The following is a 25,125-nucleotide window of genomic DNA, read 5'->3' as shown; positions in this document are numbered from 1 at the left end:
CGTTTGTGGCATCGGGTGGTCAGTCCGATGCCAGCCACCACACCAGCGCGGCGACGCCGACGCCCACGGCGGCGAGCTTCAGCGGCGAGCGCTTCAGGTCCCCGGCCATGCCTTCGACGACGTCGACGCGGTCGGCGGCGATCAGCATGAGCCAGTGGCCGACGTTGTTCTCGCTGCGCCTGAAGGCGGCGCGACGCATCACGCCGCTCAGGCCCTTGGGCGGCAGGCGGGTGCCGAAGGTGCGCGAGTGCTCCGGACGCTCCAGCGACTTCAGGATTTCGACGGTCATCGGCTGCTGCGGCGGCGGGTCGCTCCAGGGGACGTCCAGCCGCGGCGGCGTGCGCTCCATCGGCACGGCCGGCCGGTTCTCGTGCGCGAGGTCGGCGCCCCAGCCGGGGATGTGGGCGAATCGGGCCTTGTCCATGGTGGTCTCCCGTGCGTTGCCGGCCATTACGCGTCACCCCGCGCGGAGGGTGGGATCAGCACCGGCTTGATGCAGTTGTCGCGCTTGTTGACGAAGATGTCGTAGGCATCGGCCACGTCTTCCAGCGGGATGCGGTGGGTGATCATCTCGCGCGGCGAGATGTGGCCGGCGCGGATGTGTTCGATCAGCCGCGGCAGGTGCCGTTTCACGCTGGCCTGGTTCATGCGCAGCGTCAGGCCCTTGTTGACCGCGTTCCCGATCGGAATCATGTTGAAGGTCGGACCGTAGACGCCCACGATCGAGATCCGACCGCCCTTGCGCACGCTGTTGATCGCCCAGTGCAGCGCGATCGCCGAGCCACCCTGCAGCATGGCGATCTTGCCGGTGAAGGTGTGGAACGCGCTGCCGCTGGCGTCGCAGCCCACCGCGTCGATGCAGACGTCGGCGCCCATCCAGTCGGTCATCTTCTTCAGATGGGTGGCCATGTCGTCGACTTCGGTGAAGTTGACCGTCTCGCAGTGGGCGAACCCGCGCGCGAACTCGAGCCGGTACTCCTCGCGGTCGACCACGATCACGCGACCGGCGCCGAAGAACCAGGCGCTCTTCGCCGCGAACAGTCCCACCGGGCCGGCACCGAACACCACGACGGTGTCGCCCTCGCGGATGTCGCCCATCTCGGCGGCCTGGTAGCCCGTGGGGAAGGCGTCGGTCAGCAGCACCGCGTCCTCGATGTGGATGTCGTCGGGGATCACCATCGGGCCGACGTCGGCGAAGGGCACGCGCACCAGTTCGGCCTGCCCGCCGTCATAGCCGCCCGCCGTGTGCGTGTAGCCGTAGAAGCCGCCCATCGCGCTGGCCTGCGAATTGACGTTGTGGCAGTTGCCGTACAGCTCCTTCTGGCAGAAGTAGCAGCTGCCGCAGAAGATGTTGAACGGCACCAGTACCCGGTCGCCGACCTTCAGGTTCTGCACCGATGGACCGACCTCCTCCACCACGCCGGTGAACTCGTGGCCCACGATCTGGCCGACCCGGGTGTCGGGCACCAGGCCGTTGTAGATGTGGATGTCCGAGCCGCAGATGCACGAGCGGGTGACGCGCACGATGGCGTCGTTGGGATGTTCGATGGAGGGCTCGGCGACGTTCTCGATGCGCATCCTGCGCGGGCGGCGGTAGGTGGTTGCCAGCATGCGGCTCTCCTGGTGGCGCGGCCGGGATTCGCCGGCAGGACGCCGACCTTGGGGCGGGGCCCGTGAACACGGCGCGTGCGTGCCGCCAGGGCGCCTGCAAGTTCTTCCGGACCCGATCTATCCATCCATCCCGATAAAGCGATAGACTTCGGGGCGATCCCCGTTTCCGTCAGCCGCGATGATCCCGATCAGCTTCGAGTTCTATCCGCCCAAGAACGACGAGCAGCGGACGCAGCTCGCCCGCACGGCGTCCAGGCTCAAGGCCTGGTCGCCGGAATACGTGTCCTGCACCTTCGGCGCCGGTGGCTCCACGCTCAGCTACACGGGCGACACGGTGCGCGCCCTGATCCAGGAGCACGGCCTGGTCGCCGCTCCCCACCTCTCCTGCGTCGGCGGCACGCGCGACGAGATCGCCGCGCTGCTGCACAGCTATCGCGCGCACGGCTGCGGCCGGATCGTCGCGCTGCGCGGCGACCTGCCGTCGGGCATGGGCCATCCCGGCGAGTTCCGCCAGGCGGCGGAGCTGGTCGCCTTCATCCGCGCCGAGCACGGCGACTGCTTCCACATCGAAGTGGCCTGCTATCCAGAGACGCACCCCCAGGCCGAGGATGCGCTCGCCGACCTTCGCCACTTCAAGGCCAAGGTCGACGCCGGCGCCGACGGTGCCATCACCCAGTACTTCTACAACGCCGACGCCTACTTCCGCTTCGTCGACGCCGCCCGCGCGCTCGGCGTCGAGGTGCCGATCGTTCCCGGGATCATGCCGATCGCGAACTTCAGCCAGCTGAAGCGGTTCTCGGAAGCCTGCGGCGCCGAGATCCCGCGCTGGCTGGGCAAGCGCATGGCCGCCCACGGCGACGATGCCGCCAGCATCCGCGAGCTCGCCTGCGACTTCGTGGCCAGCCTGTGCCGGCGCCTGGTCGAGGGCGGCGCCCCGGGCCTGCACTTCTACACCCTCAACCTGGCCAGGCCGACCGTCTCCGTGCTCGAGCGCCTGGGCTGAAGCCGACGTCCACCACGCCCGTCGGGCGTTCGCCGCGGTACCCTTTGCCGATGCCGTCCCCGCGCCACCCCGTCCTGGCTGCCGCGCTGCTATGGGCCGTGGCGATCGCCACCCTTGCGCCCGCACCGGCCCAGGCCCAGGTCCGGCGCTGCACGACGCCCGATGGCGGCACCGTATACACCGACCGCAGCTGCGGTTCGCTGGGCGCGGTGGAGACCCGGCCCGACACCGGTGCAGGCAGCACGCCCGGCGCGGCGCTGCGCTACCGCGGCGGCTGCTCGCGCCGCCTGCAGGACCTGATCTTCGAGGTCACCTCGGCAATCGATGCGCGCGACACCAACTGGCTGGCGCGCAGCTACCACTGGGCCGGCATGGGCCATCGCAACGGCTATGCAGTGCTCGAGCGGCTGGACGCGATCGCCCGCCGCCCGCTGCTCAACGTCACCGCGCTGCGGCCCGCGCAGACCGTGGTCGTTGCCGCGCCCGGGGCGCCGCAGGCGACGACCGCCGCACCGGCACCGCTGTCGGCCCTGGTCATGGGCACGGCGGCGACGGCGCCGCGGGAACCGCCGGCACCGCGGCGGCCGGTTGCGCTGCGCATCGACCAGGTGCTGTCCGACGGCGCCACGCCCTCGACCACCACGTTCGGCCTGCGCCGGCACATGGACTGCTGGTGGATCTCGCTCTGAGCCCGTGCGGCACAATGGCGATCCACCGGACAGGAGCCGCGCGATGCACTACCCCGAATGGATCTGGCACAACGGCGGCATCAAGCCCTGGGCCGAGGCCACCACCCACGTCATGGCGCACGGCCTGCACTACGGCTCGTCGGTGTTCGAGGGCATCCGCGCCTATGCGACCCCGGGCGGCAGCGCGATCTTCCGCCTGCAGGACCACACCCGCCGCCTGTTCGCCTCGGCGCGCATCTACGAGATGGCGATCCCCTACACCGCCGCGGAGCTCGACGCCGCCTGCCACGAGGTGGTCCGGCGCAACGGCCTGCAGCAGGCTTACCTGCGCCCGGTGGCGTGGCGCGGCCTCGGAGGCTTCGGCCTGAGCGCCGAGACGCCGATCGACGTCGCGGTGGCGTCCTGGCACATGGGTCCCTACCTGGGCGAAGGCGCGCTGACCGAAGGCATCGACGCCTGCGTCTCCAGCTGGCAGCGCTTCGCACCCAATACCATCCCCGCCGGGGCCAAGGCCGGCGGCAACTACCTCTCCGGCCAGCTGGTGGCGCGCGAGGCGCGCCGGCTGGGCTTCGGCGAGGGCATCGCGCTGGCCTCGACCGGCCTGCTCAGCGAGGGCGCGGGCGAGAACCTGTTCCTGGTCTTCGACGGCGCGCTGCACACCACGCCGGTCAGCGCGGCGCTGCTCAACGGCATCACCCGCGACTCGATCATCCGCCTGGCGCGCGACGCCGGCATCGAGGTGGTCGAGCGCGACCTGCCGCGCGAATACCTCTACCTCTGCGACGAGCTCTTCATGTGCGGCACCGCCGCCGAGATCACCCCGATCCGCTCGGTGGACGGCCGCCAGGTCGGCGCCGGGCGTGCCGGGCCGGTGACGCGGCGGCTGCAGGAGCTGTTCTTCGGACTGTTCGACGGCAGCACGCCCGACCGCCATGGCTGGCTGCAGCCGCTGCAGGGCTGAGCCGGGGCGCGGGCCGCGCTAGGCCCTGCCCGCGTCCGCCTCGGCATCGGCATCGAAGCTGAGCGTGGCCACCACGCCGCGCTCCGCGCCCGGGACCACCCGCACCTGCCACTCGTAGAGCCGGCACAGCCGGCGCACGATCGACAGGCCGATGCCGCCGCCGTGGGTGTGCTCGGCGTGGCTGCCGCGGTAGCCGCGCTCGAACAGGTGCGCGGCGTCCTCGGCGCTGAGGCCCGGCCCGGAATCGATCACGTCGATCGCGCGATCGTGCAGGCGCACCACCACGCTGCCGGCGGTGGTGTACTTGATGGCGTTGCCGATCAGGTTGCCCAGCGCCACCGAGACCGCCGCCTCGGGTGCATCCACCACCAGGCGTCCGGGGCCGCCGTCCAGTCGCAGCTCCAGCGCCTTGGCGCCCAGCTGCGGGCGGTGCGCGTCCAGCAGCTGCTCGGCCACCCGGTAGACGTCGGTGCTGCCGTGGCCGCGCTCGGCGCGCGACAGCAGCAGCAGGGCGCTGATCAGGTCGGTGCACTGGGCCTCGGCACGCTGGATGCGCTGCAGCCGCGCCAGCGACTTGTCGTCGAGCCCCGGGCGCGACAGCAGGAGTTCGGCCGCGCCCTTGATCACCGCCAGCGGCGTGCGCAGTTCATGGCTCACGTCGGCGTTGAACTCGCGGTCGCGCTGGACCACCTCGGTCAGGCGCGCGGCGTAGTCGTCCAGCGCGGTCGCCAACTCGCCGACTTCGTCATCGGGGAAGTGCGGCGCCAGCGCCGCCGGGCGCGCGCTCTCGTCCGAGGTGCTCAGGAGGTTGGCGAGTTCCGACACCGGGCGCATCACGCGCGAGGCCGACCACCAGCCGATGAAGCCGGCCAGCACCGTGAACAGCACCACCGCCGCGATGAGGATCAGCTTGATGCGCGCGCGCACCTCGGCCGTGCTGGTCATGTCCTGGGCGACGAAGAACCAGTAGTCCGGGTCCTTCTTCACCACCAGGCGGTAGACGAAGGGCTCGCCGCCCTCGACGCCGTTCATGTTGTAGACGCCGGACTCGAGCGGGATCCAGTCCGGCTGCGCGTTGTGCCACTTGTCCGGGCCGAAGACATAGGCGCGCACGCTGCCGAGCGGCGACAGCTGTGCCGACTGGTCCTGGTAGAAGCGCTCGGCGTAGTCGTCGAGGTTTTCCTTGAGCACCGTGCCGACCGCCTGGTCCTCGACCACCGCGCCGACATAGGCCGCGGCGATGGCGAACATCGCCGTCAGGCCCAGCCCGAGCAGGGCGAAGGACAGGATGATGCGGCTGCGCAGCCGGCGGCGGTAACGCCGGCGCCCGAGCCCCTTGGGCACGGGCGCCGCGTCGTCAGCTTGAGGCATCCGGTGCCGCGATCCGGTATCCGATGCCATGGCGGGTCTGCACCAGCTGGGTGGGGAACGGCTTGTCGATCACCGCCCGCAGCCCGTGGATGTGCACGCGCAGGCTGTCCGAATCCGGCAGCTCCTCGCCCCAGACCCGGGTCTCGAGCTCCTGGCGGGTGACCACCGCCGGCGACGCCTCCATCAGCGACTGCAGGATCTTCAGCGCCGTGGGATTGAGCTGCACCAGCTTGCCTGCGCGGCGCACCTCGAGCGTGTCGAGGTTGTACTCGAGGTCGGCGACCTCGAGCACGCGGGTCTGCACGCCCTTGCCTCGGCGTGCCAGCGCGTTCAGCCGCACCTCGACCTCCTGCAGCGCGAACGGCTTGATCAGGTAGTCGTCGGCGCCGGAGTCGAAGCCCGCCAGCTTGCTGTCCAGGCTGTCGCGCGCGGTGAGCATCAGCACCGGGGTCTGCTTGCGGGCTTCGTTGCGCAGCTTCCGGCAGACCTCGATGCCGTCCATGCCCGGGAGGTTGAGGTCCAGCACCACGGCGTCGAAGTCATGGACCACCGCCAGGTGCAGGCCGGTCACGCCGTCGGCGGCGAAGTCGACGGTATGGCCGCGGTCCTCCAGGTAGTCGCCCAGGTTGGCGGCGATGTCCTGGTTGTCTTCGATGACGAGTATGCGCACTGGATCTCCTCAGGGGTCGCTGACCGGGCCCTGTGCCCGCGGGTTGTAGCGGAAGAAGTCGCTGGCCGCTTCGCGGTGGCGGCGACGCTCGGCCACTGTCAGGCACAGCGTGGTGGGGCGGTGTGAACCGGTCGGCTTCTCGCGCCGGCAGACCAGGCGGCTGTCCTTGTGCGCACGCACCAGCAGCGTGTTGACCCGCTCCTGCTCGTTGAACAGCTCCACCTTCGCCTCCGGCGACATCTGGTTGATGCTCTGCGCGCCTGCCAGCAGGGTCGAGATGCGGCCCAGCGAATCCTGCACCACGCGGACGTCGTCGGCCGAGATCTCGACATAGGTCTCCCCGTCACCGAGGGCCTTGTTGATGGCCGCACGCTGCTCGTTGAACGAGGCGTTGAGATCCAGGCCCTTGTCCGGCTTGAAGGCCTGGTCGCCGGAATTGATCGTGGCCGACGCGGTGGCCGGGAGCAGGAGTGCCAGGAGTGAGAACAGCATCAACTTGTGCATCTATGGACCTCGCAGGACATGTGGATGATGCATGCGGCCGTATGCCGTGGGGGGCATGTCGTCCGATTCTGCCTGCGCCGGACGGGTCGCACAAATCCTCTGCGACGGCGTCCGGATGCCCGGCGCGTGCCGGTATACAAAATGGCCCGGGCAAGAACCTTGCCCGGGCCGAAAGAAGTGTTGCCCCGATGACCGCAATCCACCTGACGACAGAGACCTGGAGACGCACGAGGGATTTCGGTCGTGCCACGCTACCGGCCGGCGAATTAAAGGGCCGTTAAACCTGGCGCCTGCGGGAAGGTCTCATCCGCTTCCGAGACGCCATGCCCCCGCCTGCGGCTCCTGCCGCAACGAAGTCGATGATCGTTCCCGCCACGTCGACACCCGTGGAACGCTCGATGCCCTCCAGGCCGGGCGAGGCGTTGACCTCCAGCACCAGCGGTCCACGCGCGGACAGGATCAGGTCCACCCCCGCGACGCCCAGGCCGAGCACGTCGGCCGCGCGCACCGCGACCCCGGCCGCCCCGGCATCCAGGTCGAAGGCCTCGGCGGCCCCCCCGCGGTGCAGGTTGGCGCGGAAGTCCCCATCCGGCGCCTGGCGTCGCATCGCGGCGACCACGCGGTCGCCGACCACCAGGCAGCGGATGTCGGCGCCCCCGGCTTCGGCGATGAACTCCTGCAGCAGGAAGGTGGCGTACAGCCCGCGCAGCGCATCGACCACGCCCCGGGAAGCCGAAGGCTTCTCGGTCAGCATGACGCCGCGCCCCTGGCTGCCCTCGGTGAGCTTGATCACGTGCGGCGGCGCCCCGAGCATCGCCAGCAGGTCGTCGGTGTCGTCGGGGTTGTCGCCGAACACGGTCACCGGCATGTCGATGCCCTGGGCCGCCAGCAGCTGGTGGCAGCGCAGCTTGTCGCGCGCGGCCGCGATCGCCGCCGATGGATTGGGCGTGTGGCAGCCCATCAGCTCGAACTGGTGCAGCACCGCGTTGCCGTAGCGGTTGATCGAGGCGCCGATGCGCGGGACCACCGCGCCATAACCCGCCAGCGGCTGCCCCTTGTAGCGCAGCGCGAAGCCGTCCTTGCCGATGCGCATATAGCAGCGCAGCGGATCGAGCACGCGCACGCTGTGCCCGCGCAGGCGCGCCGCCTCGACCAGCCGGCGCGTGGAGTAGAGCTTGCTGTTGCGCGACAGGATCGCGAGCTTCATCGGGGCAGGCCGCGGGGCGCTCAGCGGACCAGCTTCGACGATGCGTCCAGGTAACGGCGGCCCTGTGCGCGCACGGTGTCGACCTCGTAGCGCTCGGAGGCGACGTGCACGGCCTCCAGCGATTCGGCCATCGCCTTGACCTCGGAATCGATGCGGCCCAGCGCGTTCTCGAGCGTGTAGGTCAGCTCGTGGATCTCCGCGGTGTCCTCGGGACCGAGCTCGTCCTTCGCCAGGATCGCGTCCAGCCGCGCGTTGTAGGCCGACAGCCGAGACAGCGCCTCCTCGAGCGACGCCGCCTGCTCGCCCTCGAAATGATCGGGGCGCGCGTCGGCGAGCGCGAAATCGGAGACGCCGAACGCCAGCATCAGGCCGGCGAAGAGCAGTGGAAGGGTCTTCATGGGCGGATCCTCGTGCAGGGGATCGCCGATGGTAGTGAATCCACGCGCCAGGCGCATGCGCCCGTGGGACGTGGCGGCGCATGCGGCGGAAGTGGAGCGGGCGATGGGAATCGAACCCACGCTAGCAGCTTGGGAAGCTGCAGTTCTACCATTGAACTACGCCCGCGCGTGGCGACCAGTCTAGGACCTGGCCGCCGGATTTGGCAACGGCGCGCGGCCCAAGCCGCGCACCGGCCGCGTCGCTCAGAAGCCGGCGCCGACGCTGGCGAACACCATCGCGTGCTTGCCGGCCTTCTGGCCGCTGTTGACGCTGGCACCGATGTCGGCGTCCAGGCCGAACAGCCGCGTGCGCGCGCCGAAGGTCAGCGTGGCCCAGGACTGGTCGTACTCGACGCCGGGCACCGCATAGGCCAGAGATCCCTGGATCGACTGCGAGCGCGCGAAGGCCTGGGCGGCCTCGTCCTCGAACTCGCGGTCCACGGTCAGCCGCGCATAGGGCGCCAGCGTGTCGTGGATGGCGTAGGAGAGCTGCCAGCCGGCGCTGCCGACCGTCGAGTCGAACTCCTGGTCGAGGTAGGCCAGTGAAGTCGACAGGCCCGGGTCGCTTTCGGCGAATCCGTCGACCTCGACGCGCTGCGCGACCACGCCCAGCACCGGGCCGTGGCGCAGCGGACCGTCGCCGAACTCCCAGCCACCCTGCACCGCCAGCGCCAGGCTGCTGCCGTCGGTCGAGCCGGCGTGGGTGCGCAGCACCGGGCCCAGCGGCACCTGGCGCTCGATGTCGAAGTCGATGCGGGTGTAGCCCAGCTGGGCGTTGACCCAGCCGCCGGACCCGCCGGTCCAGCCGATGTAGCCGCCGATCGAGGCCTCGGACTGGTCCCAGTTGCCGCGGCGCACGCCCCAGTCGTTGCCCTGCGCGCCGTAGCCGATGAAGCCGCCATAGGCCAGGCCCTCGCCGCCCCAGTCCATGCCGACCAGGAGCGCCGGACCGGTGCCGTCGTAATGGTCGCCGTGCGCGTAGCGCTGGAAGTCACCGCGAAGGTCGGCCCACCAGCGCGAGCCCTCGACGTCGCCGCGGTTGCCGATCTGAGCGCCCACGCGCTGGGCGCGGTTGCGGCCCGTGGCGGCCGCCGAATGCGGCAGCACCGCCATCTGCCGCGGCCCCTCGATCGCGGCGATCGCCAGGTCGGCCACGGCGACGTGCGCACCGCTGGCGGGATGCACGCCGTCGGCGAACAGATAGGTCTGCGCCGCGTCCGGGCTGACCAGGCTGGTGGGGTTGCAGGTCAGCGACTGCGCGGTGATCTGCGGCATGCAGGCGGTGCCGGTGACGTTGGTGATGCCGAACTGCCCGGGATCGGCCGCCACTTCGCGCAGGAAGGCGAAGGTGTCGACCGGGATCACGCTCAGCCCGTTGCCGGCGAGCGTGGTGAACAGCGCCTGGTTGTAGGCGGTGGCCAGCGCGGTGCCCTGCCCCGCCGCCGCCGGACCCTGCGCGCGGAAGGAGGGCGTCAGGCCGAGGTCGGGGATGTTCGGCACCAGCACGTAGCGCGCGCCTGCCGCCTGCAGGCTGCCGATGATGCCGACCTGCGCGGCCACGGCCCCGCCGATGATGGCCTGGGCATTGGCCGGGCTGGCGGTGGCTGCGAACAGGTCGTTGGCGCCGCCCCAGACGGTGTAGAGCGCATCCGCATCGGCGCGGCCGCCGTTGGCGGCAAGGTAGCGCGTCGCCTGGGTGGCCAGCGAAGGCGTGAAGCCGAGCGCGCCGGTGACGTCCACGCCGTTGCGGGACCCGCCCGCGGCGTAGTTGTCACCGTCCTGCCCGTTGCCGTTGGGCCGCGCGTCCGTGCCGTAGTGGTCGGCCAGCCACTGCGCCCAGACCAGGCCCGGATTGGTGGTGAACTGGCCGGTGACCGCGCGCACGTTGGCCGGCAGCAGCGGCCGGAAGTAGCCCGCGTCGGTGAGGCTGTCGCCGAAGAAGACCGTGTCCGAGAACGGCTGGTCATGGGCGGCGGCGGGCAGGACCGCCAGCGCCAGGGCGACGGCGAGCGCGGTGCGGGCGGTGCGGGACTTCGACATGCTGGCTCCTTGGCAATGGACCGTCGCGGCGCAGGGGCCGGACAGCGACCGCGCATCGTTCCACGCCGGGGCCGGCGCGCTCAATGTGCACTGCGGCATGCGCGCGCCGGCAGGCATGCATTCGCCGCGCGGGCGGGCGACAATGCCGGGCATGGAGATCATCCTCAACGGCGAGCCGCAGGCCCTGGCCGGCCCCTGCACCGTCCTCGCCCTGCTGGAATCCAATGGCCTGGCCGGGCGCAAGGTGGCGGTGGAGGTGAACGGCGCCATCGTGCCGCGCAGCCGCCACGCCGAACACGCGCTGAAGGCCGGCGACCGGATCGAGATCGTGCACGCGCTCGGGGGCGGCTGAGGGGCGGCGCTTGCGCGATAATGGCGCAATGACCAGCCAATACACCCTCGGCGACGACGCCCTCGTCATCGCCGGCAAGCGCTACCGGTCCCGCCTGCTCACCGGCACGGGCAAGTTCACCGGCCTCGAGCAGACCCGCGAGGCCACCGAGGCCGCGGGCGCGGAGATCGTGACCGTCGCGATCCGACGCACGAACATCGGCCAGGACCCGGGCGAGCCCAACCTGCTCGACGTCCTGCCGCCGGACCGCTACACCATCCTGCCCAATACCGCCGGCTGCTACACGGCAGAAGAAGCGGTGCGCACCTGCCGCCTCGCGCGCGAGCTGCTGGATGGCCACAACCTCACCAAGCTCGAGGTCCTGGGCGACCAGCGCACCCTGTTCCCGGACGTGGTGCAGACGCTCAAGGCCGCCGAGCAGCTGGTGGCCGACGGCTTCGAGGTCATGGTCTACACCTCGGACGACCCGATCCTGGCCAAGCGCCTGGAAGAGATCGGCTGCGTGGCGGTGATGCCGCTGGCCGCGCCGATCGGCTCGGGCCTCGGCATCCAGAACCGCTGGAACCTGCTCGAGATCGTCGAGAACGCCAAGGTGCCGATCATCGTCGACGCCGGCGTGGGCACCGCCTCGGACGCGGCGATCGCGATGGAGCTCGGCTGCGACGGCGTGCTCATGAACACCGCCATCGCCGGTGCGCGCGACCCGGTGCTGATGGCGCATGCGATGAAGCTTGCGGTCGAGGCCGGCCGCGCCGCCTTCCGCGCCGGCCGCATCCCGCGCAAGCGCTACGCCAGCGCCTCGTCGCCGGTCGACGGCCTCGTCGGCTGATGCAGCCGGCCGCACCACCTGTAGGAGCGGCTATAGCCGCGATCGCTTCACCTGTAGGAGCGGCTATAGCCGCGATCGCTTCACCTGTAGGAGCGGCTATAGCCGCGATCGCCGTTCGCCGGCCACGCGATGCAGATCGCGGCTATAGCCGCTCCTACAGTCTCTGCCGGGCGACATGACCGACCCCTTCTCCAGCCCCGGCTCCAAGACGCCGCCCAAGCCGTTCACCGTCGAGGACGGCAACCGCCGGGTGCGCAGCTTCGTGCTGCGCCAGGGCCGCTTCACCCCGGCGCAGCAGCGCGCGTTCGACGCGCAGTGGCCGCGGTTCGGGCTGGACTATGCGGGCCGTCCGCGCGACTTCGACGCGAGCTTCGGCCGCAGCGCGCCGCGGATCCTCGAGATCGGCTTCGGCAACGGCGAGGCCCTGCGCCACTCCGCCGCGCATGATCCGGATCGCGACCACATCGGCATCGAAGTGCATGCCCCCGGCGTTGGGCGCCTGCTCAACGCGCTGGCCGCCGACGGCAGCGGGCACGTGCGCCTGTACCACCATGACGCGGTCGAGGTGCTGCAGAACGAAGTCGCCGACGCCAGCCTCGATGAGGTCCGCATCTACTTCCCCGATCCCTGGCACAAGAAGCGCCACAACAAGCGCCGGCTGGTGAATCCCGACTTCGCCGCGCTGGTGGTGCGCAAGCTCGCGCCGGGCGGCCGCTTGCACCTCGCCACCGATTGGCAGGACTATGCGGAGCAGATGTGGGACGTGCTCGACGCCACGGCGGGGCTGCAGAACCGCGCGGGACCCCGCGGCCACGTGCCGCGGCCCGACTGGCGTCCACAGACGCACTTCGAGAGCCGTGGCCAGCGCCTCGGCCATGGGGTGTGGGACCTGCTCTACGACAGGACCGGGGACTAGACGCCACACATGGAGACGCTGGCCCTCACCACCGACATGAAGCTCGTGCTCGGGCTGGTCGCGCTGGTGATGGTGCTGTTCCTGTTCGAGCGCGTGCGCGCCGACCTGGTGGCGCTGGTGGTGCTGGTGGTGCTGGGCCTGACCGGGCTGGTCGCCGCGGAGGACATCTTCAGCGGCTTCTCGTCCAACGCGGTGATCAGCATCATCGCGACGATGATCCTGGGCACCGGCCTGGACCGCACCGGCGCCCTGAACCGCCTCGCCGCCTGGCTGCTGCGGCGTTCGAAGGGCATGGAGAAACGGCTGCTGCTCTATACCTCGGCGGTCGCCGGCATCAACTCGTCGTTCATGCAGAACCCGGCGGTGATGGCCCTCTACCTGCCGGTCGCCTCGCGCCTGGCCTCGCGCACCGGCCTCAGGCTGTCGCGTTTCCTGCTGCCGATCTGCGCCGCCATCATCATGGGCGGTTCGCTGACCATGGTCGGCAACTCGCCGCTGATCCTGCTCAACGACCTGCTCGTCGCCGCCAACGCCAACCTGCCGTCGGGCGTGGCCACGCTCGAGCCGCTGCCGATGTTCGCGCCGCTGCCGATCGGCCTGACCCTGCTGGTCATCGCGCTGGCCTACTTCCACTTCTTTGGCGACCGCCTGCTCGGCGGCGCCGGCGAGAGCGACGGCAGCGTCACGCCGGCGCGTACCCAGAGCTACTTCTCCCGCGCCTACGGCATCGACGGCGACGTGTTCGAACTCACCGTCAGTGCCGACAGCCCGCTGGTGGGGATGGCGCTGGGCGAGGCCGAGACCCTGCACGGGGCGCCGCTGCTGCTGGCGCTGAAGACCGGCAACGATTCGCGCCTGGCGCCGCCCGGCGATGCGCGCATCTGGGTTGGCAGCGTGATCGGCGCCATGGGCCCGCGGCAGCAGGTGGCGGACTTCGCGCAGAACAACATGCTGCGGATGTCGACGCGCCTGCGCGAGTTCGGCGACCTGTTCAATCCCAGCCGCGCCGGCATCTCCGAAGCGGTGGTGCCGCCGACCTCGAAGTTCATCGGCAAGAGCGCGGCCGAGCTCGCGATGCGCAAGAACTACGGCATCAGCCTGCTCGCGGTGAACCGCGACAAGGACGTGCTGCGCGACGACGTGCGCAGCCTGCCGCTGCGCGCCGGCGACATGCTGGTGCTGCACAGCATCTGGCAGGACCTGGCGCAGACCGCGGCCAACCGCGACTTCGTCGTGGTCACCGACTTCCCCAAGGGCGAACAGCGGCCGCACAAGTTCAAGGTGGCCATGGCGATCTTCGCGGTGACGATCCTGGTGGCCCTGGCCTCCGACCTGCCGACCTCGATCGCGCTGATGACCGGCGTCGCCGGCATGCTGGTCTGCGGCGTGCTGAAGATGGACGAGGCCTATGCCGCCATCAGCTGGAAGACGGTGTTCCTGATGGCCTGCCTGATCCCGCTGGGCTGGGCGATGGACACCAGCGGCGCGGCGGCCTGGATCGCCGGCCATACCATCGAGGAGCTGCCCGACGGCCTGCCGGTGTGGGTGATCCAGTTCACCGTGGCGGCGCTGACCTCGGCCTTCTCGCTGGTCATCAGCCACGTCGGCGCGACCATCGTGATGGTGCCGCTGGCGATCAACCTGGCCCTGGCAGCTGGCGGCGACCCGACGGCGTTCGCGCTGATCGTCGCGCTGTCGGCGTCGAACAACCTGGTGACCGCGTCCAATCCGGTGGTCTCGATGGTCACGGGCCCGGCCGACTACTCGGCGCGCGACCTCTGGCGCGTGGGCACGGCGCTGTCGGTCGCCTACCTGGTCGTGGTCGTGGGCATGGTCAACCTGCTGTTCTGAGGCGGCGGCTCAGGCGAGCCAGACGGCCCCGTCGCGCACCGCCACGGCGACCGCGCGCAGCGATTCCCCGCGGCAGGGTCCGGCCGTGCAGAGGCCCCCGACGGTCTCGAAACTGGCGCCGTGCACCGCGCACACCAGCAGCCCGTCCTTCGAAAGGATGAACTTGCCCGGCGCCCAGTCCAGTCGTCGGCCGGCGTGCGGGCAGACGTTGAGCCAGGCCCGCACGCCGCCATCGGGATCGCGGTGCAGGATCAGCGCCTCCACGCTCCCATCGACCGGTGCCTCGGCCGCGGCGAAGCCACCGGTCGCCAGGTCATCGAGCGCCAGCAGGGGTCCGTCAGGCACGCCGGTTAACGCTTCACTTACATCTTCCCGCGCCATCGGCCCGATACTCGCTCATCACCATCGCTTCACATTCTGGCACTACCGCATGATCAACCGCACCTTCCGCAGCGCCCACGCCCGCTTCGATGCCAGCCAGTTCGGCGCCATGTTCGCGCCGCGCAAGCCCAGGCATCCCTTGGCGCGCATCGCCGTGGGCCTGCTCGGGCTCGCCCTGCTGGCGGCGCTGCTGGTGGTGGGCGTGGTGGTCGGCACCGCGATGCTGGCCCTTGGCCTCGCGCGCCGGCTGCTGACCCGCCGCCCGTCGGCGCCCGCGCGCCGCGGCGCCATCGTCGACGCCGAGTACCGCGTGGTCGACCGCCCGGCGCACACCCTGCCCTACTGAGCGCATCGCGCTTCCCGGAGACATCCATGACCGACGTGATTCCCGCGCCGGCGCCGGTCCGCGTGCCGGTGCGCGGCGGCGGCGCCTTTCCCGTTCGCCGCGTGTACTGCGTCGGCCGCAACTTCGCCGACCACGCCCGCGAGATGGGCGCGCAGGCGCCGGCCTCGAAGGCCGAGCGCGGCGATCCGGTGTTCTTCGCCAAGCCGGCCGACGCCATCGTGACCAGCGGCGAGGTGCACTACCCGCCGGCCACCGCCGACCTGCACCACGAGGTCGAGCTGGTGGTCGCGCTGGGCCGCGATGCGCCCGAGGGACTGCTCGATCCGGCCGCGGCCGGAGCACTGGTGTTCGGCTACGGGGTGGGCCTCGACCTGACCCGCCGTGACCTGCAGGCGGCGGCCAAGAAGGCCGGCCTGCCCTGGGACACCGGCAAGGGCTTCGACGAATCCGCGCCGATGAGCGAACTGGTGCCGGCCGCGGACATCGGCGAGCTCGCGCCGCGGCGGCTGTCGCTTGCGGTCAACGGCGTCGAGCGCCAGGGCGCACCGCTGTCGGATTTCATCTGGGACGTGCCGGACATCCTGCACGAGCTCTCGAAGCTTTATCGGCTGCGCGCCGGCGACCTGGTGTTCATGGGCACGCCGGCCGGCGTCGCCGCCCTGCAGCCCGGCGACCGGTGCGAAGCGCGCCTGGACGATGCCATCGTGCTGCGCTGCCACGTCGCGCCGCCGCGCGCAGGCTAGTTTTCCGCCACCGTCCAACAGGAGAGACCGCGATGGGAATGATCAGTGAGTTCAGGGAATTCGCGATGCGCGGCAACGTCATCGACCTCGCCGTGGGCGTGGTGATCGGCGCGGCCTTCGGCAAGATCGTGACGGCGCTGGTCGACAACGTGATCATGCCGCCGATCGGCCTGCTCATCGGCGGCGTCGATTTCTCCGACCTGGCGATCACGTTGAAGGCCGCCAGCGTGGATGCCGCCGGTGAAGCCGTGCCCGCGGTGCAGATCGGCTACGGCGCGTTCCTCAATGCGCTGATCCAGTTCATCATCGTGGCGTTCGCGATCTTCATGGTGGTCAAGGCGATCAACCGCCTCAACCGCAAGCCGGAAGCCGCGCAGGCACCGGCGGAAATCCCGGAAGACGTGCAGCTGCTGCGCGAGATCCGCGACGCGCTGCGCCGCTGAGGGTCCGCGCGCGCAGGCGGGACCTTCCGCACATCGGCACCGGGCCGCGGCTTGCTAAGCTCGCGGCCCCGTTGCCTTCCACCGCGGAGCACCATGCGCCTGGTCCCGATCCTGCTCGCGACGGCGATCGCCGCCGCACTCCCGTCCACCGCCATCGCGCATGGCGCACGCAGCAGCGCCGATGGCGTTGCTGCAGGCCGCACGCCGGCGACCTCCGCGCCGTCTCCGCTCCGCGTGGCTGAAACCCGCATCTCCGATGCCTCGATGGCGGTCGCAGCGCAGCTGCGCGAGACCGCGCTGGCCAGCAGCCTGGCCTGGGACATCACCGAATCGCTCACCACCGAGGTGGGCCCGCGTCTGGCCGGCAGCGAGGCCGACGCCCGCGCCGTCGCCTGGGCGCAGGCGAAGTTCGCCGAGCTGGGCTTCGACCGCGTGTGGACCGAGCCGGTCACCTTCCCGAAGTGGGTCCGCCGCAGCGAGCGCGCCGAGGTGCTGGGTGCGAGCGCCCAGCCGCTGGTGATCACGGCACTGGGCGGCAGCCCGGCGGGCATGGTCGAGGCCGAGGTGGTGCGCTTCGCCGACCTGGCCGCGCTGGAAGCCGCGCCCGCCGGTTCGCTGGCCGGCAGGATCGCTTTCGTCGACTACCGCATGGAACGCGCGCGCGACGGCAGCGGCTACGGCCCGGGCTCGCGCGTGCGCAGCCGCGGTCCGTCGGCCGCGATCCGCGCCGGTGCCAGCGGCTTCCTCATGCGTTCGGCCGGCACCGACTCGCATCGCAACCCGCATACCGGCATCACCCGCTTCGACGAAGGCCTGGAGCCGGTGCCGTCGGCGGCGCTGTCGGTGCCGGACGCCGACCAGCTCGCGCGCCTGCTCGCGCGCGGTCCGGTGCGCCTGCGCCTGGCGCTCGACTGCGGCTGGGACGGCGAATACACCTCGCAGAACGTGATCGGCGAGATGACCGGTGCCAGCCGCCCGGACGAGGTCGTGCTGATCGGCGGCCATCTCGATTCCTGGGATCTGGGTACCGGCGCCGTGGACGATGCCGCCGGCATCGGCATCACCCTGTCGGCCGCGGTGCATATCGCCGCGCTGTCGCGGCGCCCTGCGCGCAGCATCCGCGTGGTCGCCTTCGCCAACGAGGAGCAGGGCCTGCACGGCGGCAACGCCTATGCCGCCGCGCACGGCGGCGAGGTGGCCCGCCACCAGCTGGTGGCCGAGAGCGACTTCGGTGCCGGACGCATCTACGGCTTCAATACCGGGGCCCCGGCACATGCCAGGGCCGCCGCCGCGCGGATCGCCGAGGCCCTGGCGCCACTGGGCATCGCGCCGCTGGACCAGGGCGGTCCGGGACCGGATGTGATCGCGATCTCCCGCGCGGGTGCCACGTGGGCCTGGCTCGGCCAGGATGGCAGCGACTATTTCGACCTGCACCACACGCCCGACGACACGCTGGACAAGATCGACCCGGCGGCGCTGGCGCAGAACGCGGCGGCCTACGCGGTGTTCGCCTACCTCGCCGCCGACGCCGAAGGCGACTTCGGCAGTGCGCCGGCGTCCACGGCGGCCCCGGACTGAGGGCGGCCGCAGCGGCCCACCCGCCTCACGGCCGCGGTACGCAGGCGACGACGGCTGGCGCCCCGCTGCCCTGGCCGCGCATCCAGCCGATCCAGTCCCGTCCGCCGGCACGCTGGCGCATCGCCAGCCCCGACACCAGGCCGTCGCCGTCCACCAGCAGCAGTCGCGGGCACGGCGCGTCCATCACCAGGCGCAACTGCCGGCCGTCTTCGCCAAGCCGGTTGGCCACCACGTCCATCTCCGGCGCGTCGGGCACCGGAAGGCGCGGCGCGTCCGCCGGCAGCGGCCGACCCAGCCAGCGCGTCTCGCGCCATGCGAAGACGGCCACGCCGGCCTCGCGCACGACCGGCAAGGCAGCGGCGAGCTCGTCGAAGACGGTTTCCCCCAGCGCGAGCTCCGGCCCGACCACGCCCACCGCCGCGGCCATCGCGGACTGCTCGGCGACCGCTTGCGCCCGGGCTCCGAGCAGTCCCATCCAGGCCTGGCTCGGCAGCAGCAGCACCGCCACGAGCACCATGGCGGCCAGCGCCCGCGTCCCGTTGCGCACGCCTGCCGCCGTGGCCAGCAGCAGGCCGGCCCAGAACAGGCTCGACCACACCACGTAGCGCGGCGCCAGCAGCTGCCCCGGATGGGCCTGGAAGTAGTCCAGCCTGACCAGCACGATCATCGCGCCGACCGCGAGGGCGAAGCAGGCCGTCCCGATGCTGGCATATGTCGCGGCGCTGCGCCGGCGCCAGGCGTGGCCCGCCAGCAGGCCGAACCAGGCCAGTCCCAGCAGCCCCGCGAGCACCTGCGGCCATGGGCCCGCCAGCGCCGGGCCGAAGGCGGAGCGGTAGCCTTCCGCGATCGCCTGCGCAGGCACCCGCGCCGCGGCCACGGGCAGCTGCGCGGCGACGTCGGGATCCAGCAGCGGCCAGGCCGCGTAGAGCAGCGGACCCGCCAGCCAGGCCAGCAGCATGGGCAGCTGCTGCAGCGGCGCCACCCGGGCGCCACCGCCGGTACCGCCGCCGAGATGCAGCAACAGCAGCGAGACGAGAAGTCCCGCGAACAGCACCGCCCACTGCCGCCGGCTGCCCCGCCGCAGGCCCAGCACCGCGGCGAAGCCGACGTAGCAGGCGATGCCACTGCCGAAGGAGAAGGTCGCGGCGAGCCCGCACAGCGCCGCCGCACCGGCGCCGCCGACCGGCCCGCGGCCATGCACCAGCGCGTACAGGCCGAGCGCGAGGAACAGGGTGACGAAGTAGGCGTGCACCGATTCGTTGCCGTGTCCGAGCGCACGCACGTTGCCCAGCCAGAACAGGCCAAGCACGATCGCCAGCAGGCCGGCCAGGCGCGCCTGCGCGGAGGCCAGGTCGCGGACCAGGCGCCAGTACACCAGCAGCGTCGCCAGCACCAGCACGATGCCGGCCAGCACCTGCAGCACCTGGCCCGCATCGAACAGCCGCAGGTCGAGCACGCGCACGATGTTCGGCAGCACTTCGTGGTGGCCGTTGTCGGACGCCAGGACGTCGCGGGGGAAGGACTGGCCCAGGAAGCGCGCCAGGTGGCGCCAGCCATCCGCATACGGCACCCGCGGTGCCAGCAGCCACATCGCCAGCAGGCCGGCGGCCGCGTACAGCAGCACGAGGGCGCGTCCCGCGAGCACCAGGACGCCGGTGCCGGCGCGTCCCCCGCCCGCCACCTGCCGGTTCAACGCGCCCGGTACCACTGGGCGAGCAGCACCGCGGTGGCCGCCGCGACGTTGAGGCTTTCCACCGCGCCGGTGCCCGGGATCGACAGCCGCAGGTCGCAGGCCTCGGCGAGCGCGGCCGACATGCCCTCGCCCTCGTGGCCCAGCACATAGACCAGGCGCTGTGGAAGCGCGGCGGCGAAGGCGTCGTCACCGCCCCGCACCAGCGTTGCGGCGAGCGCGAAGCCCGCTCCGCGCAGCTGGGCGATGGCATTGTCCTCGCGGCCCAGCCGCACCAGCGGCACGGCTTCCGCGCCGCCCTCGGCCACGCGCGCGGCGGCGCCCGACAGCTGCAGCGGCGAATGCTTGGGCAGCAGCACCGTCGCGCCGAAGTTCGCCGCCGAGCGCAGGATCGCGCCCAGGTTGTGCGGGTTGCCGACGCCGTCGAGCCACAGGGCGCAGGCGGGTCCCACGCCAAGCCCCCCCAGCCAGGTCGTCAGCGCCTGCGGCGCCTCGCGCAGGACGTCGGCGACCACGCCCTCGTGGTGGCTGCTGGCGGCGAGCTTGCGCAGGTCGTCCTCGTCCACCACGCGGTAGCCGACGCGGTTGGCCACGCACCACTTCAACAGCGGCTGCAGGCGCGGGATCAACGCCTCGGCCAGGTAAAGCTTGCGGATCGCCTCGGGGCGGCGCGCGAACACGGCCTGCACGGCATTGAAGCCGTGCAGGCGGATCTCGTCGCTGGAACCGGCCTTCGCCATCTACTTCTTCCGCATCCAGAAGGTGGCGTTGCGGATGCCCAGCGCCTCCGGATCGAACACCGGATCCTTGCCGGCCTTCCTCTGCGTCTCGTAGTCGCGCAGCGCGGCCAGGGCCGGCTTCTGCAGCATGAACAGCGCGATGATGTTGAGCCAGGCCATCAGGCCGACGCCGATGTCGCCCAGCGCCCAGGCCGTCTTCGCGTTGTGGTAGGCGCCGAAGATCACCATGCCGACGATCGCCAGGCGCAGCAGCAGGGTCGCCAGTGGCAGCGTGCGGTGGCCGGTGAGGTAGGTCAGGTTGGTCTCGGCCATGTAGTAATAGGCCATGATCGTGGTGAACGCGAAGAAGAACAGCGCCAGCGCCACGAAGCCCGAACCCCAGCCCGGCAGCGCGGTGTCGATGCCCGCCTGGACGAAGCCGGCGCCGGCCTCGATGCCGGGCAGCGCCTCCTGCAGCATCGCGCCATCCGGCCCGTGCACGTTGTACATGCCGGTGGCCAGCATCAGGAACGCGGTCGAGGTGCAGATCAGCATCGTGTCGAAGTAGATCGCCCAGGCCTGCACGTAGCCCTGCTTGGCCGGGTGCGAGACCTCCGCCGCGGCGGCCGCGTGTGGACCCGTGCCCTGGCCGGCCTCGTTGGCGTAGACGCCGCGGCGCACGCCCCACTCCACCGCCAGGCCCAGCATCGCGCCGAAGCCGGCGTCGAGTCCGAAGGCGCTGCTGAAGATGATGCGGAACATCTCCGGCAGAAAGTCGTAGTTCAGCACCATCACGAAGACGGCGGTGAGGATGTAGCCGATGGCCATGAACGGCACCACCAGTTCGGCGAAGGCCGCGATCCGCTTCACCCCGCCGAAGATGATCATGCTGAGCAGGATCGCCACCACCACGCCCACGCCCAGCTTCAGCGCGTCGCGCTGCGGCAGGCCCATCCATTCACCGTCGAGGTTGCCGCAGATCGCGCCGCCCTGGCAGGCATTGGCGATGCCGTCGGCGATCGCGTTGGCCTGCACGCCGGGCATCAGCAGGCCCGCGGCCAGCAGCGTGGCCAGCGCAAAGGCCAGCGCATACCACTTCATGCCCAGGCCCTTCTCGATGTAGTACGCGGGGCCGCCGCGGTAGCGCCCCTCGTTGTCCTTGTCCTTGTAGATCTGCGCCAGGCAGCACTCGATGTACGAGGTCGAGGCGCCGAGGAAGCCCATCACCCACATCCAGAAGATCGCGCCGGGGCCGCCGAAGGCGATCGCGGTGGCGACGCCGGCGATGTTGCCGATGCCGATGCGTCCGGCCATCGACATCGACAGCGCCTGGAACGAGGACACGCCGGCGTCGGATTTCTGTCCGCTGAAGGTCAGCCGGGTCATCTCGACCAGGCCGCGGACCTGCATGAAGCGGGTCCGGAAGGAGAACCAAAGGCCGGCGCCCAGGCAGAGCGCGATCAGCGCCTTGCTCCAGATGATGCCGTTGATGAACTCGAGGATCTGTTCCAAGGGACGCTGCTCCGGTGATGGGTCGCTGTGCACCGGAACCAGGACCTCCCCGACCGGAACCCGCCCGATTCTCCACGATCGGGCCCTCGACGCGAAAGGGCCGCGCGATGCGCGCGGCCGGCGCGTCAGGCGTGGCCGCCGACGCTGGGGACCTCGCGCTCCTGCCGCTCCAGTTCCCTGGTGATCGCCTGGGGCGAGCGCGTGAACGGCGCGAACAGGGTGTAGAACGCCGGCACCACGAACAGCGACAGCAGGGTCGAGAACGCCACGCCGGCGATGATCACCACGCCGATCGTGGCGCGGCTGGCCGACCCCGGCCCGCCGGCCAGCACCAGGGGCAGCGCACCGGCCGCGGTCGCGATCGAGGTCATCAGGATCGGCCGCAGGCGCACCGTCGAGGACTCGACGATCGCCTGCGCCACGCTGCGCCCTTCGTCGCGCAGCTGGTTGGCGAATTCGACGATCAGGATGCCGTTCTTGGCCGCCAGGCCGATCAGCATCACCACGCCGATCTGGCTGAAGAGGTTGAGCGTGCCGCCGGTCAGCGCCAGGCCGATCAGCGCGCCCAGCACCGCCAGCGGCACCGTCAGCATGATCACGAAGGGATGCACGAAGCTTTCGAACTGCGCCGCCATCACCAGGTAGACCACCAGCAGCGCCATGCCGAAGGTCAGCAGCACCGCGCCGCCGGCCTTGGTGAACTCGCGGCTCTCGCCCCGCCAGCCGACCTGCGCATAGTCGGGGAGCTCGGTGCGCACGACCTCGTCGAGGAAGGCCAGCGCGTCGCCCATCGGATAGCCGGGCGCGAGGCCGGCGCTGATGGTGATCGCGCGCATGCGGTCGAAGCGGTTGAGGCTGCCCGCCTCGGCCAGCTCGGACAATGTGACCAGGTTCGACAGCGGCACCAGCTCGCCGCTGCGCGAGCGCACCTCGATCGCGGCCAGGTCGGCCGGCTCGGCGCGGCCATCGCGGCCGGCCTGGACCAGCACGTCGTACTCCTCGCCTTCCTGCACGAAGGTGGTGACGCGGCGGCCGCCCATCATCGTCTCCAGCGCGCGGCCGATGTCGGTGACGCTGACGCCGAGGTCGGCCGCGCGCACGCGGTCGATGTTGACGCGCATCTGCGGGCGGGTCTCCTTGTAGTCGGAGTCGACCGAGAAGAAGCCGGGGTGCGACTCCATGCGCTGCATGACGATGTCGCGCCACTGCGCGATCTCGGCGTACTCGGGCCCGCCCAGCACCATCTGGATCGGCTGGCCACGGCTGCCCACCAGGCCGCCGCCCACGCGCGGCTGCGCCTGGATGCCGCTGAGCGTGCCCAGCTCCGAGCGCAGCGAATCGGCCACTTCGGCGGTGCTCTGCTCGCGCTTGTCCCAGTCCTGGAGGAAGACGATCACGTTGCCGGTGTGCATCTCCTCGCTCGCGCCCCAGCCGCCGGGCGCGCGGGAGTTGTAGCGGCGGATCGGGCTGCCGTCCTCGGCCACGCGCCTGGCGAAGACCTTCTCGACCTCCTTCACCTGCTGCACGGTGTAGTCGAAGCCGGCGCCCTCGGGCCCCATGATCGAGACGAAGAACGAGCCGCGGTCCTCGGCCGGCGCGAGCTCCGAGGGCACGATGCGCATGAGCCCCCAGGCCGCGAGGAAACAGGCCAGCATCACCAGCATCACGCCGCCCAGCACCTTCGCCGGGCGCGCGCCGGACATCGACTCCAGGCGCCGGCCATAGGCCGCGGTCACCGAAGCCAGGCGCGCGTTGAACCAGCGGTTGACCGGGTTGGACTTTTCCTCGCTGTGCGGCCGCACCATCTTCGAGGCCATCATCGGCGTCAGCGTCAGCGCCACGAACGCCGACAGCGCCACCGCGCCGGCCAGCGCCACCGAGAGCTCGCGGAACAGGCGTCCGGTGTTGCCCTCCATGAAGCCCACCGGCAGGAACACCGCGACCAGCACGGTCGTGGTCGCGATCACCGCGAAGGCCACCTGCTTCGTCCCACGCACCGATGCCACCAGGCGTGGCTCGCCCAGGTCGACGCGGCGCTGGATGTTCTCCAGCACCACGATCGCGTCGTCCACCACCAGGCCGATGGCCAGCACCAGCGCCAGCAGGGTCAGCAGGTTGATCGAGTAGCCGAACAGCAGCAGCGGGATGAACGCCGCCAGCAGGCAGACCGGGACCGTCACCGCCGGGATCAGCGCGGCGCGGAAGCTGCCGAGGAACAGCCAGATCACCACCAGCACCAGCGCCACCGCTTCGATCAGCGTCCAGTACACGCGCTTGATCGAGGCCTCGATGAAGACCGTATCGTCGAAGGCCACGAAGATGTCGGTGCCCTCGGGCAGGGTCTTCTGGATCTCCTCGGCCGCGCCGCGCGCCGCGCGGGTGACGTCGAGCGCGTTGGCGGTGGAGGTCTTGACGATGCCCAGGCCGATGTTGGGCTGGCCGTTGCTCTGGTAGTACGCGCGCCGTTCGGCCGAGGCCAGCTCGACCTCGGCCACGTCGCCCAGGCGCACCACGTAGCCATCCTCGCCCTTGCGCAGGGGCATCGCGGCGAAGTCCTGCGGCTCGACGTAGCTGCGCTCCACGCGCAGGGTGAAGTCGCGGGTGCCCGACTCCAGGCGCCCGGCGGGCAGCTCGACGTTCTCGGCGCGCAGCGCGGATTCGATGTCGTTGGCGGTGATGCCGCGCGCGGCCATCGCCGCGCTGTCCAGCCATACCCGCATGGCGTAGCGCTGGCGGCCGCCGATGCGCACCTGGGCGACGCCGTCCAGGCTGGACAGGCGGTCGACGATGTAGCGGTCGGCGTAGTCGGACAGCTGCAGCGTGTCCATCGTCTGCGAGCTCATGTTGAGCCAGATGATGGTGTCCGAATCGCTGTCGGCCTTCTCGACTTCCGGCGGATCGGCCTCGTCGGGCAGGCGGTCGGCCACGCCGCTGATCGCGTCGCGCACGTCGTTGGCCGCGGCTTCGATGTCGCGGTTGAGGGTGAACTCCAGCGTGACCGACGAGCGCCCGTTGCGGCTGCGCGACTGGATGGTCTCGATGCCCTCGATGCCGGACAGCGCATCCTCGAGCACCTGGGTGATGCGGGTTTCGACCACGGCCGCCGAGGCGCCCGGATAGCTCACGTCGACCGAGACAATCGGCGGGTCGATCGCCGGCAGCTCGCGCAGGGTCAGGCGCGAGAAGGCCATCACCCCGATCACCATCAGCAGCAGGCTCATGACCGTCGCGAAGACGGGGCGGCGGATCGAAAGGTCGGAAAGCACCATGAC

At 71.0% G+C, this 25,125-nt stretch carries 23 protein-coding genes, 1 tRNA gene and 1 pseudogene; 11 read left to right on the top strand and 14 right to left on the bottom strand.

What is annotated here, in order from left to right:
* Positions 1–19 precede the first annotated feature (19 nt).
* Both JG616_RS04655 and JG616_RS04650 read right to left on the bottom strand, forming a co-directional pair.
* A complete protein-coding gene (locus JG616_RS04655; protein WP_199360278.1) occupies positions 20–424 on the bottom strand; it encodes a hypothetical protein in 405 nt (134 codons plus the stop codon).
* Between the two features lie 26 nt (positions 425–450).
* Positions 451–1,611, bottom strand: a complete 1,161-nt coding sequence (locus JG616_RS04650; protein ID WP_199391806.1) for a zinc-dependent alcohol dehydrogenase — start codon at positions 1,609–1,611, stop codon at positions 451–453.
* 178 nt (positions 1,612–1,789) lie between these two features.
* On the opposite strand from JG616_RS04650, the gene metF reads away from it, so the two are divergent.
* The 3 genes from metF (at position 1,790) to JG616_RS04635 (ending at position 4,264) form a co-directional block, all read left to right on the top strand.
* Positions 1,790–2,614 (top strand): methylenetetrahydrofolate reductase [NAD(P)H], encoded by an 825-nt coding sequence (gene metF / locus JG616_RS04645; RefSeq protein ID WP_199360274.1) that lies wholly within the window; start codon positions 1,790–1,792, stop codon positions 2,612–2,614.
* Positions 2,615–2,712: 98 nt separating this feature from the next.
* Positions 2,713–3,303 carry a DUF4124 domain-containing protein gene (locus JG616_RS04640; RefSeq protein ID WP_199391805.1) on the top strand — a complete coding sequence of 197 codons (591 nt, stop codon included), beginning with the start codon at positions 2,713–2,715 and terminating at the stop codon, positions 3,301–3,303.
* Between the two features lie 43 nt (positions 3,304–3,346).
* A complete protein-coding gene (locus JG616_RS04635) occupies positions 3,347–4,264 on the top strand; it encodes a branched-chain amino acid transaminase (RefSeq protein ID WP_199360271.1) in 918 nt (305 codons plus the stop codon).
* Between the two features lie 18 nt (positions 4,265–4,282).
* On the opposite strand, the gene JG616_RS04630 is transcribed toward JG616_RS04635, so the two are convergent.
* The 7 genes from JG616_RS04630 to JG616_RS04600 all read right to left on the bottom strand — a co-directional run bounded on the left by JG616_RS04630 (position 4,283) and on the right by JG616_RS04600 (position 10,493).
* The gene (locus JG616_RS04630) at positions 4,283–5,635 is read right to left on the bottom strand and encodes a HAMP domain-containing sensor histidine kinase (RefSeq protein WP_235972873.1); all 1,353 of its coding nucleotides are present in this window, start codon (positions 5,633–5,635) and stop codon (positions 4,283–4,285) included.
* Entirely contained in the window at positions 5,622–6,305 is a 684-nt protein-coding gene (locus tag JG616_RS04625) for a response regulator transcription factor (RefSeq protein WP_191729758.1), read from the bottom strand. The genes JG616_RS04630 and JG616_RS04625 overlap by 14 nt, the downstream gene beginning before the upstream one ends.
* Before the next feature lie 9 nt (positions 6,306–6,314).
* Positions 6,315–6,797, bottom strand: a complete 483-nt coding sequence (locus JG616_RS04620; RefSeq protein WP_199360269.1) for a hypothetical protein — start codon at positions 6,795–6,797, stop codon at positions 6,315–6,317.
* A 289-nt stretch (positions 6,798–7,086) separates the two neighbouring features.
* A complete protein-coding gene (rimK, locus tag JG616_RS04615; RefSeq protein ID WP_199360268.1) occupies positions 7,087–8,016 on the bottom strand; it encodes a 30S ribosomal protein S6--L-glutamate ligase in 930 nt (309 codons plus the stop codon).
* Between the two features lie 20 nt (positions 8,017–8,036).
* The gene (locus JG616_RS04610) at positions 8,037–8,414 is read right to left on the bottom strand and encodes a DUF6746 family protein (RefSeq protein WP_199360267.1); all 378 of its coding nucleotides are present in this window, start codon (positions 8,412–8,414) and stop codon (positions 8,037–8,039) included.
* A 92-nt stretch (positions 8,415–8,506) separates the two neighbouring features.
* A tRNA-Gly gene (locus JG616_RS04605) sits at positions 8,507–8,580 on the bottom strand.
* Positions 8,581–8,657: 77 nt separating this feature from the next.
* Positions 8,658–10,493 (bottom strand): autotransporter domain-containing protein, encoded by a 1,836-nt coding sequence (locus tag JG616_RS04600; protein ID WP_199391803.1) that lies wholly within the window; start codon positions 10,491–10,493, stop codon positions 8,658–8,660.
* Between the two features lie 151 nt (positions 10,494–10,644).
* Between JG616_RS04600 and thiS the strand changes: the two genes are divergently transcribed.
* From thiS to JG616_RS04580, 4 genes are all read left to right on the top strand, one after another.
* Positions 10,645–10,845, top strand: coding sequence for a sulfur carrier protein ThiS (gene thiS, locus JG616_RS04595; protein WP_199391968.1), 201 nt, complete (start codon positions 10,645–10,647; stop codon positions 10,843–10,845).
* 28 nt (positions 10,846–10,873) lie between these two features.
* Positions 10,874–11,674, top strand: coding sequence for a thiazole synthase (locus tag JG616_RS04590; protein ID WP_199391802.1), 801 nt, complete (start codon positions 10,874–10,876; stop codon positions 11,672–11,674).
* Between the two features lie 175 nt (positions 11,675–11,849).
* Positions 11,850–12,590 carry a tRNA (guanosine(46)-N7)-methyltransferase TrmB gene (gene trmB, locus JG616_RS04585; RefSeq protein ID WP_199360264.1) on the top strand — a complete coding sequence of 247 codons (741 nt, stop codon included), beginning with the start codon at positions 11,850–11,852 and terminating at the stop codon, positions 12,588–12,590.
* 9 nt (positions 12,591–12,599) lie between these two features.
* Positions 12,600–14,441, top strand: a complete 1,842-nt coding sequence (locus tag JG616_RS04580; protein ID WP_199391801.1) for an SLC13 family permease — start codon at positions 12,600–12,602, stop codon at positions 14,439–14,441.
* 9 nt (positions 14,442–14,450) lie between these two features.
* Here JG616_RS04580 and JG616_RS04575 read toward each other — a convergent pair whose 3' ends face one another.
* Positions 14,451–14,786 carry a Rieske 2Fe-2S domain-containing protein gene (locus tag JG616_RS04575; RefSeq protein ID WP_343224974.1) on the bottom strand — a complete coding sequence of 112 codons (336 nt, stop codon included), beginning with the start codon at positions 14,784–14,786 and terminating at the stop codon, positions 14,451–14,453.
* Positions 14,787–14,871: 85 nt separating this feature from the next.
* On the opposite strand from JG616_RS04575, the gene JG616_RS04570 reads away from it, so the two are divergent.
* From JG616_RS04570 to JG616_RS04555, 4 genes are all read left to right on the top strand, one after another.
* Complete coding sequence (locus tag JG616_RS04570; RefSeq protein WP_199391799.1) at positions 14,872–15,168, top strand: hypothetical protein; 297 nt, start codon at positions 14,872–14,874, stop codon at positions 15,166–15,168.
* A gap of 26 nt (positions 15,169–15,194) precedes the next feature.
* On the top strand, positions 15,195–15,911 hold the full coding sequence (locus JG616_RS04565) for a fumarylacetoacetate hydrolase family protein (protein ID WP_199360260.1): 717 nt from the start codon (positions 15,195–15,197) through the stop codon (positions 15,909–15,911).
* Positions 15,912–15,943: 32 nt separating this feature from the next.
* Positions 15,944–16,354 carry a large-conductance mechanosensitive channel protein MscL gene (gene mscL / locus JG616_RS04560; protein WP_199391798.1) on the top strand — a complete coding sequence of 137 codons (411 nt, stop codon included), beginning with the start codon at positions 15,944–15,946 and terminating at the stop codon, positions 16,352–16,354.
* Between the two features lie 93 nt (positions 16,355–16,447).
* Entirely contained in the window at positions 16,448–17,932 is a 1,485-nt protein-coding gene (locus JG616_RS04555) for a M28 family peptidase (protein ID WP_199391797.1), read from the top strand.
* A 25-nt stretch (positions 17,933–17,957) separates the two neighbouring features.
* Here the strand turns inward: JG616_RS04555 and JG616_RS04550 are convergent, their stop codons facing one another.
* From JG616_RS04550 to JG616_RS04535, 4 genes and pseudogenes are all read right to left on the bottom strand, one after another.
* On the bottom strand, positions 17,958–19,625 hold the full coding sequence (locus JG616_RS04550; protein ID WP_199391796.1) for a hypothetical protein: 1,668 nt from the start codon (positions 19,623–19,625) through the stop codon (positions 17,958–17,960).
* A pseudogene (locus JG616_RS04545) lies at positions 19,622–20,359 on the bottom strand (TrmH family RNA methyltransferase); the annotation flags it as partial. The pseudogene JG616_RS04545 and the gene JG616_RS04550, both read right to left, overlap by 4 nt.
* Positions 20,360–20,362: 3 nt before the next feature.
* A complete protein-coding gene (locus JG616_RS04540) occupies positions 20,363–21,853 on the bottom strand; it encodes an alanine/glycine:cation symporter family protein (protein WP_199391794.1) in 1,491 nt (496 codons plus the stop codon).
* A 125-nt stretch (positions 21,854–21,978) separates the two neighbouring features.
* Positions 21,979–25,122, bottom strand: coding sequence for an efflux RND transporter permease subunit (locus tag JG616_RS04535; protein ID WP_199391793.1), 3,144 nt, complete (start codon positions 25,120–25,122; stop codon positions 21,979–21,981).
* Positions 25,123–25,125 lie beyond the last annotated feature (3 nt).

The sequence above is a fragment of the Luteimonas sp. MC1895 genome (assembly GCF_016457215.1).
Lineage (GTDB): Bacteria > Pseudomonadota > Gammaproteobacteria > Xanthomonadales > Xanthomonadaceae > Luteimonas.
Note: the sequence above shows the minus strand (reverse complement) of the source record. Positions and strands in the feature narration are given on the sequence as shown.